Raw genomic sequence first — 7,365 nt, 5'->3', positions numbered from 1 at the left:
GCAGACCCGTCTCGGCGGGGCGATTTGGGGCGCATCTGGTCGGGCAGCGCTTCGGCCCAACCGCGCAGAACGTCCCAATCCACATCGAGAAAACGCGGATCGCGCCCCAGGGCGGCTTTCACCGCGTCCGGCTGATAGAGGCCAAGGGCACAGAGGCGGAAATAGAGGCCTAACTGCTCCATGACCTGACAGAAATCGTAAATCGGCTCGGCATCGAGCGAAACCGTCGTTGTCGCTTGGCGCATTTTGGCCGCGAGCGCCCGAAACAAAAGGTCGGCGGTCGCGCGCCGGTCACGCAGATTTTCCAGAATGATTTTCAGATCGGCCCGCCCCTCCATTGCGAGGGAGTAAACCAGCTTTTCTTCCACTTCCCGCGTATGGGTAAAAAGCTGCGTCGCGTGGCTTCGAAAATAATCCTCCCAGACTTTAAACTGCCGGAGCACCTGTCGCTTCAAGACGCCTTCGACCGGCCCAAAACCGGGGTAATAGAGTTCGTGCAGCCGCCTCCGGAGGTCGCTTGCTTCCGCACTGAGGCGGGTGCCAAGCTCCTCGAAATCGGCCCGAAGGGCGCGCGCGTCGAAATCCGCCCGATCAAATTTACGCGAGAGCATTGCCCCTCCAGCCTATCCCAGCGACCCCCAGTATAGAAAGCCGTTCAGAAAATTCGAGTGTAGAAAGTGAGTCTATCATCCCTTATATCGGCAGATCAGTATTACATTTCAATGTGTTAAAAATCAATTTGGGTGTATCGCATCAGCAATTGCCGCGAAGCTGTGATACAGGCACGCGTCAACCCCCTAAATACCGGAAAAATCGAAAAAAATTTGTCTTCGCCTTAAGCAAAATTGTTGCTTGCGCAGGGGGGCATCAAGTACCAAAGACGGCGTGACCTGTCTGACGAGATTTTGTCTCGAACTTAAGATAATTGCAAAAGATTGGCGCTATAAGGGGCTTTCCAACCCATCCAGGTCATCGGGCTTACCGATTGATCGGATGTAATGCAGCGGCGGATTTTAGCGAGAGCCTTAAGGCTTGGCCGCCAGATTGGGGGAAGAGCATTTGATGCGGAATAAAAGCATTCGGCTGACCCTGGGGCAGCGTTTTCGCGCAAATCTCACGGCATGGTTTCCGGCCCGGCAGATTGTGATTCGCGAAGGGGCGACGGTTCGGGCGGTGACGCTGACCACCCGGCTTCAGGCCTCGGTTGCGGGCGCGGGGCTTTTCTGTGCGGCTTGGATGATTGCCGGAACAACGGGGTATATTTATCAAAGTTTTAAAGTCGATAAAAAGAACGGTGAAATCGAACGCACCCGCCTTGCCTACCATGAGTTAATTGAAGAAGTTTCCAGTCAGCACGAAAAATTTATGTCCATTACCAAGGACTTGAATTACTACCGAACCTATCTTCTGACGTTGATTGAACAAAATGAGGGGCTGCGGAACGATCTCGCCTCGATCCATAATCGACTGGAAGATTCGGAAACCGAGCGGGAGCGTTACGCGAGCGCCGAAGAAGCCCTACGCAAGCAGTTGCACGGCCTTGAGGGCGAGTTGACGAACCTCTCCGAGCGCAATGACCTGTTGCAAACCGACGTAACTGTGATGCGCACCCGGATCGTCTCGACCGACGATGAACGCCGCCGCGCTGCCGCCGCCCGCGCTTCGATCGACCGGAACATCGCACGGCTTGAGGGCGAGCTTTCCTCGGCGCAGAATCGGGCGGTCGAGCTTGAGAAAATCCTCGTGCAGAAGCAGCAGATCGTCGATCAGGCGCAGTCCGGTCGCCGCCAAGCCGTTGCCGACCGCGATGCGGCGGTCGAGAAGGCCGCGCAGATCGAAGCAAAGATGGCAACCCTCGCCCAGCAGCAACAGCAAGCGCTCGCCAAGCTCCAGGAGCGCACCCAGGGCACGCTGCAACGGGTTGAGGCGGTGTTCACCGCAGCGGGCGTCGATCCTAAGCGGCTTTCCCCCCTGGTAACGGGCAGGGATGGCAAGGGCGCGCGCGGCGGGCCGTTTATTCCCTGGTCGGATCAAGTGAAGGAACTGGCCCCGGAAGTGCGCGGCAAGACCGATCAACTCGGCACCTCCGTCGAGCGGTTGGAAGTGCTGCGTCCGCTGCTCAGTTCCCTGCCGCTGGCGGTGCCGGTGCGCAACGATTATGCGGTGATGTCGAATTTCGGCTACCGGAAGGACCCGTTCAATGGCCGGGCGGCGCTGCACGAAGGGCTCGACCTTCAAGCCCCCTTGCGCACGCCCATTCGTCCGGGGGCACCGGGACGTATTGTCTTTGCCGGGTGGCACCCGCAATATGGCCGCTTAGTAGAAGTCGATCACGGTTATTCCATTCGCACGCGCTATGCGCATATGGATGAAATCAGCGTGACCGATGGTCAAGAGGTGGATCGGGCGACCGTTCTCGGCCTGATGGGCAAATCGGGCCGCGCCTCCGGTATCCACTTGCACTATGAGGTGGTCGTGAATGGCCGCCCCTTGGACCCCGCCAATTTCATGAGGGCCGCTAGCTATGTTTTCAAAGTCAAGTAGCCGCCGCGATTCCCAATCCTCCCCTAAAATCGAAGCGGGGGTTCCCTCGATTCTCTCGCCCGATATGGTGGTAACGGGCAATCTGGCCTCTGCCGGGGAAGTGCATCTGGACGGCACCGTTCAGGGCGATATCGAGGCGCAGATTTTGACCATTGGGGAAAGCGCGCAAGTGCGCGGCAATATTTCGGCGGATCTTGTTCGGGTTTCGGGAACCATCGTGGGATCGATCCGCGCGCGCGAAGTGATCTTGACCCGGACGGCGCGGATCGAAGGCGATATTCACCACGATATGCTATCGATGGAAGCTGGCGCGCGTCTCGAAGGTATGTGCCGCCGCTTGGCCGCCGTTATGGAAAAAAAAGGACGACGAGGCCAGCACGCTGCTGCTAACGACGCGCGATAACGCGGCGGCTTAATCAGAGTATGGCCGCGCCTGCTGAGGGCTGAGGCGTTTAGCGCGGCAGGCGCAACAGGCCGACCAAGTCGGTCAGCGATGTCAGCATTGCGGTTGGCCGGATGCCCAGTTCTTCGATGGGCAGGCCATTGCGGTTGATCCAAACCGTGCGCAGCCCATAGGCCGATGCGCCCGCCACGTCCCATCCATTCGCCGAGACGAACAAAATCCGCTCCGGCGGAACGTCGAGTCGCTGCACGGCGTGGCGATAAACGGAAGGGTCCGGCTTATAGCAGCCGGTCGATTCGACCGACAGCACCAGATCGACGAGCGGCGTCACTCCGGAGGCCTCACCGGCCGCCGTCAGCATTTGCGGCGTGCCGTTGGAGAGGATGGCCGCGCGAAAGCCATTGTCGCGCAGCAGGCCGAGGGTGCGCACCGCATCGGGGAACGCATCGAGCGTTAGGAACGTATCGAGCAATTCCCGGCGCAGCCCCGCATCGGCGGGATAGTTCAGCGCCGCCAGGGCGTAATCGAGCGATTCTTCCGTGATCTGCCAAAAATCGCAGTAGCGGTTCATCAAACTGCGCAGCCAGGAATATTCAAGCTGCCGCCGACGCCAGAGCGCGATGAGTTCCGCGCCTTTCGCGCCCAGCTTCGGCCCCAGCCGCTGCACGGGCGAGGCAATGTCGAACAGGGTGCCATATGCATCGAAAACGCAGGCCGTAATCGTGCAAAAGGGATCGATGTGCGTGTCGGGGTCAGTCATCAGATGGTTAAATCAGGGCAGGCGGCCGGGGAGCGGCCCGCATTCGCTAAGGCACCAAGCCGACAGTTGCGTGGCGGCAGGGTGCGGTTGAGGGGGCGTGTGGCGCAGCGATCTCGATAGACCGCAACGCCTTCCAGCACGCGCTGAACGTAATTGCGGGTTTCCGAGAAGGGAATTTGTTCAATCCAGGTCAGCCAGCCTTCGATATCGCTGCCGGGGTCGCCATAATCCCGCAGCCATTGGCGCACGCGGCCCGGCCCGGCATTATAGGAGGCAATCGCCAGCGCGTAATCGCCGTTGAACTGGTCGAGCACCGTTGCGAGATAGGCTTGACCGAGTTGGACGTTATAGCCGGGTTCCGCCGTCAGGCGTCCGTCGGTATGGGATAGTCCCAGGCGTCCGGCAACTTGCTTGGCCGTGGCGGGCATCAACTGCATCAACCCGCGCGCGCCGACCCGGCTGACGGCGGTGGGGGAATAATTGCTTTCCTGGCGAATGATCGCGTGGACCAGCGCGGCTTCGGGCGCGCTGGGCAGGGCTTGCGGAAGCAGCGGGTAGCCGCTTTCGGCCAGCAGCGTGCCGTCGCGGTAGACGCGGCGGGCGATGAGCACGGCGGTTTCCGTCCGCCCCAGGCTATAGGCCAGTTGGGCCGCCCCCGACGCGCGCTCTTGCCCGCCGTCCGCGAGGCGGAATAGGAATGGATCGGCTTTTTCCGGCACGCCGATATCGGTCAAGCGCCGCACGATTCGCACCAACTCCAGCGAGTCGAATTTCTGCTTCTCGGCACCGGCTAGAAGGGTTTCGGGCGGTAAGCGGCCCGGCACCGTGTCGCCTAGCAAGGCCGTTGCCAACTGCCCGTAGAAGGCGGCGGGATAGGCGGCGGCGCGCATGAACCATTGCTTCGCCTCGGCCTCTTGGCCCAGGGCGAGCGCAGCGCGGCCCGACCAGAACGCCCCGCGCGACTGGCTCGGCGGCGTCTTGCTGTTCTTCACTAGGGCCTGAAAATGCGTTAGCGCCGCGTCCGGCTGCTTTTGCCAGCGCAGCGCAATGAGCCCGGCCAGAAACTCCGAATCGGCGAATTCGGGCGTGCCCGGCGGCAAACCGTGATCGCGCGCCAGTTTATAGGCCGTGTCGGGGGTGCCTTCGCGCAGCAGGCGGCGGATTTGCAAATCCCGCTCGGTCCACCAGAGATCGGGGCGCTGGCTGGCATCGACTTTTTGCGCCAGCAGTGTGCGGGCGGCATCGTCTTTTCCGGCGCGGCGATAGGCGCGCACCGCATCGAAAATCACGCCCGAGTCGGCGGCGGTCGCCTTATCGACGCGGCCTAAGACGGTATCGGGGTCGGTGCCGCCACGAATCGACAGGCGGGCTGAAATCGCCGCCTGATCGGCAGGGCTGAGGCGCGTGAGCTGCCGCTGGGCGGTATCGTTCCCATCGCGGGCAAGGGCACGGTCGGCGCGGGCGCGATGGTCTTCTGGGCGTAAAATATCAGCGTAACGTGTCGAATAAGCCACTTCCTCGCTCGGCGCGAAACTATCTTCCGTCCAGGAGCGGCGCACCCAGGTGGCGGCATCGGCGGCGCGGCCGACCACGGCGAGCCCATCGGCATAACGTTGGCGCGCTTCCCGGCTTTGCGGCGGGTTGGCATCGAACCATTGCACGATGAAACTATCGGACGGCTCGGTCAGCAGAAAATCTTCGGCCCGGCGGCGTAACTGCGCCTGGGCGGGCCAATCGGGATGCTCTTTGAGGAACTGCGCCACATCCTCGAACCCGGCACCGCCAAGGCCTTTGACCAGCGACGCCCATTTCAACACTTTATCCAGCAGCGGATCAGTGGAGGGCGGCGGGTTTTCCGGTAGCGGTTTTCCGGAATCGAGACCCAGCAGGGCGGCGCGGTAATAGGTTTCGGAACTGAGCGCGACCGCCGATTTTCCGGCGACGGTGGCGGCCCCTGCGGCCGCAACGGGAACCAAAGGCGGCTTGCCTTTAGGCTTGGCAACCGCCGGGGGCGTGGATTTCGCCGGGGTCGTTTTGGCGACGGGAGCCTTCGCCGCCGGTTTCGCTTTGGGGGCGGCAACCGGCTTTACTGTTGCGGGTTTGACCGGCGCAGTTTTTGCGGCGCTTGCTTTTGCCTGCGGGGCGGGCGTCGTCGCGAAGCTTTGCCCCATCGGCACCAATGCCATCAGAGCGGCCAAAGCAACGCCCAAACCCAAGCGCAGAGCGCGGGAGCGGGGCGGAACCGGGGAGACGGGCCGGGGCCAATAGGAAATCATGCGCGCGAGTGTATGCGCGGCTTCGAGCGGCGGCAAGAGGCCGTAAACGCGCTTATGCATCACTCTATGCGCAGTTGACGTGCTCGAAAGCTTGTCTTCGGCGGCCCGGCACGGCTAGTGTCGGCAAACCCAAAGCGGTTCTAACCCCAAAGCGGTTCTATGAGGATTTTTACCATGTCGGTGTCAGGCACTCAGATGCAGAAGTTTCACGGGTCGATGGTCGCCCTGCTTACCCCGTTCAAAGACGGGAAGCTGGACGAGGCCGCGTTCCAGAAACTCTGCGCCTGGCAGATCGAGCAGGGCACGGACGGGCTGATTCCCGTCGGCACCACCGGCGAATCGCCGACGCTGAGCCACGATGAACATAAGCGCGTGATCGAGCTGTGCCTGGAGGTCGCCAAGGGCAAGGTGCCGGTGATCGCCGGGGCCGGGTCGAACTCGACCACCGAAGCCATCGATTTCATGCGCCACGCCGAAAAGGCCGGGGCCGATGCGGCCCTGGTGGTGACGCCCTACTATAACAAGCCCAGCCAAGAGGGGATGTATCTGCACTATAAGGCGCTGCACGATTGCGCCGATTTGCCGATCTTCATCTATAATATCCCCGGCCGCTCGGTGGTCGACATGACGCCGGAAACGATGGGCCGCTTGGCCGAGTTACCGCGCATCATCGGTGTGAAGGATGCCACGGCGGATCTCGTGCGCCCCTTACGCCAAACCATCACCTGCGGGGCCGATTTCATTCAGCTTTCAGGCGAAGACGCGACCGCGCTCGCCTATCTGGTCCAGGGCGGCCACGGCTGTATTTCGGTCACGGCCAATATCGCCCCCGGTCTGCTCGCGCAGATGCACGACGCTTGGATTGCCGGCGACGTGAAAACCGCAATGGCGATCAACGAACGGCTCTATCCCGTCCACGAAGCCATGTTCTGCGAAACCAGCCCGGCCCCGGTGAAATATGCCGCCTCGCTGCTCGGGCTCGGGGCGTTCGACTGCCGCCTGCCCATCGCACCGCTGTCTGCGGCAGGCCGGGCGAAGGTCGAGGCCGCTTTGAAGCAGGCAGGGCTGCTCTCCTAATGGCCATTCGCCCCGGCGACAGGTACGCGTCGCTCAACCGACGCGCGACCTTCGACTATTTTATCGAAGAGCGGATTGAGTGCGGCATGATCCTGCACGGCACGGAGGTGAAATCTCTACGCCAGGGCCATGCCAGCATCAACGAATCCCACGCCAGCCAAATGGGCGGGGAAATCTGGCTCTTCAACTGCTATGTGCCCGCCTATAAACAGTCGCGCGAAAACCATGAAGAGCGTCGCCCGCGTAAGCTTCTGCTCCATAAGAAGGAGCGGAATAAGCTGATCGGCGCGATCAAGCGCGACGGG

The 7,365-nt window shown here is 61.7% G+C and carries 7 protein-coding genes; 4 read left to right on the top strand and 3 right to left on the bottom strand.

All coding sequences use genetic code 11. The annotated features are described in order from the left end of the window. On the bottom strand, nucleotides 1–611 hold a 611-nt coding region (locus VZ95_RS05240; protein ID WP_045774931.1), incomplete at its 3' end, for a hypothetical protein. Nucleotides 612–1,062: 451 nt separating this feature from the next. On the opposite strand from VZ95_RS05240, the gene VZ95_RS26675 reads away from it, so the two are divergent. Next, a complete protein-coding gene (locus VZ95_RS26675) occupies nucleotides 1,063–2,544 on the top strand; it encodes a M23 family metallopeptidase (RefSeq protein WP_045774930.1) in 1,482 nt (493 codons plus the stop codon). Next, nucleotides 2,525–2,947, top strand: coding sequence for a bactofilin family protein (locus VZ95_RS05230; RefSeq protein WP_045774929.1), 423 nt, complete (start codon nucleotides 2,525–2,527; stop codon nucleotides 2,945–2,947). Before VZ95_RS26675 ends, VZ95_RS05230 begins: the two co-directional genes overlap by 20 nt. A gap of 49 nt (nucleotides 2,948–2,996) precedes the next feature. On the opposite strand, the gene VZ95_RS05225 is transcribed toward VZ95_RS05230, so the two are convergent. Beyond that, complete coding sequence (locus VZ95_RS05225) at nucleotides 2,997–3,707, bottom strand: haloacid dehalogenase type II (RefSeq protein ID WP_045774928.1); 711 nt, start codon at nucleotides 3,705–3,707, stop codon at nucleotides 2,997–2,999. Continuing rightward, nucleotides 3,707–6,043 (bottom strand): lytic transglycosylase domain-containing protein, encoded by a 2,337-nt coding sequence (locus VZ95_RS05220; protein ID WP_052711505.1) that lies wholly within the window; start codon nucleotides 6,041–6,043, stop codon nucleotides 3,707–3,709. Before VZ95_RS05220 ends, VZ95_RS05225 begins: the two co-directional genes overlap by 1 nt. A 114-nt stretch (nucleotides 6,044–6,157) precedes the next feature. Here VZ95_RS05220 and dapA point away from each other — a divergent pair, with 114 nt between their 5' ends. Continuing rightward, nucleotides 6,158–7,060, top strand: coding sequence for a 4-hydroxy-tetrahydrodipicolinate synthase (gene dapA, locus VZ95_RS05215; protein ID WP_232302485.1), 903 nt, complete (start codon nucleotides 6,158–6,160; stop codon nucleotides 7,058–7,060). Further along, on the top strand, nucleotides 7,060–7,365 hold a 306-nt coding region (locus VZ95_RS05210), incomplete at its 3' end, for an SsrA-binding protein (RefSeq protein WP_045774926.1). The genes dapA and VZ95_RS05210, both read left to right, overlap by 1 nt.

The sequence above is a fragment of the Elstera litoralis genome (assembly GCF_000963705.1).
GTDB lineage: Bacteria > Pseudomonadota > Alphaproteobacteria > Elsterales > Elsteraceae > Elstera > Elstera litoralis.
This window is presented reverse-complemented; position numbering and strand designations above follow the sequence as displayed.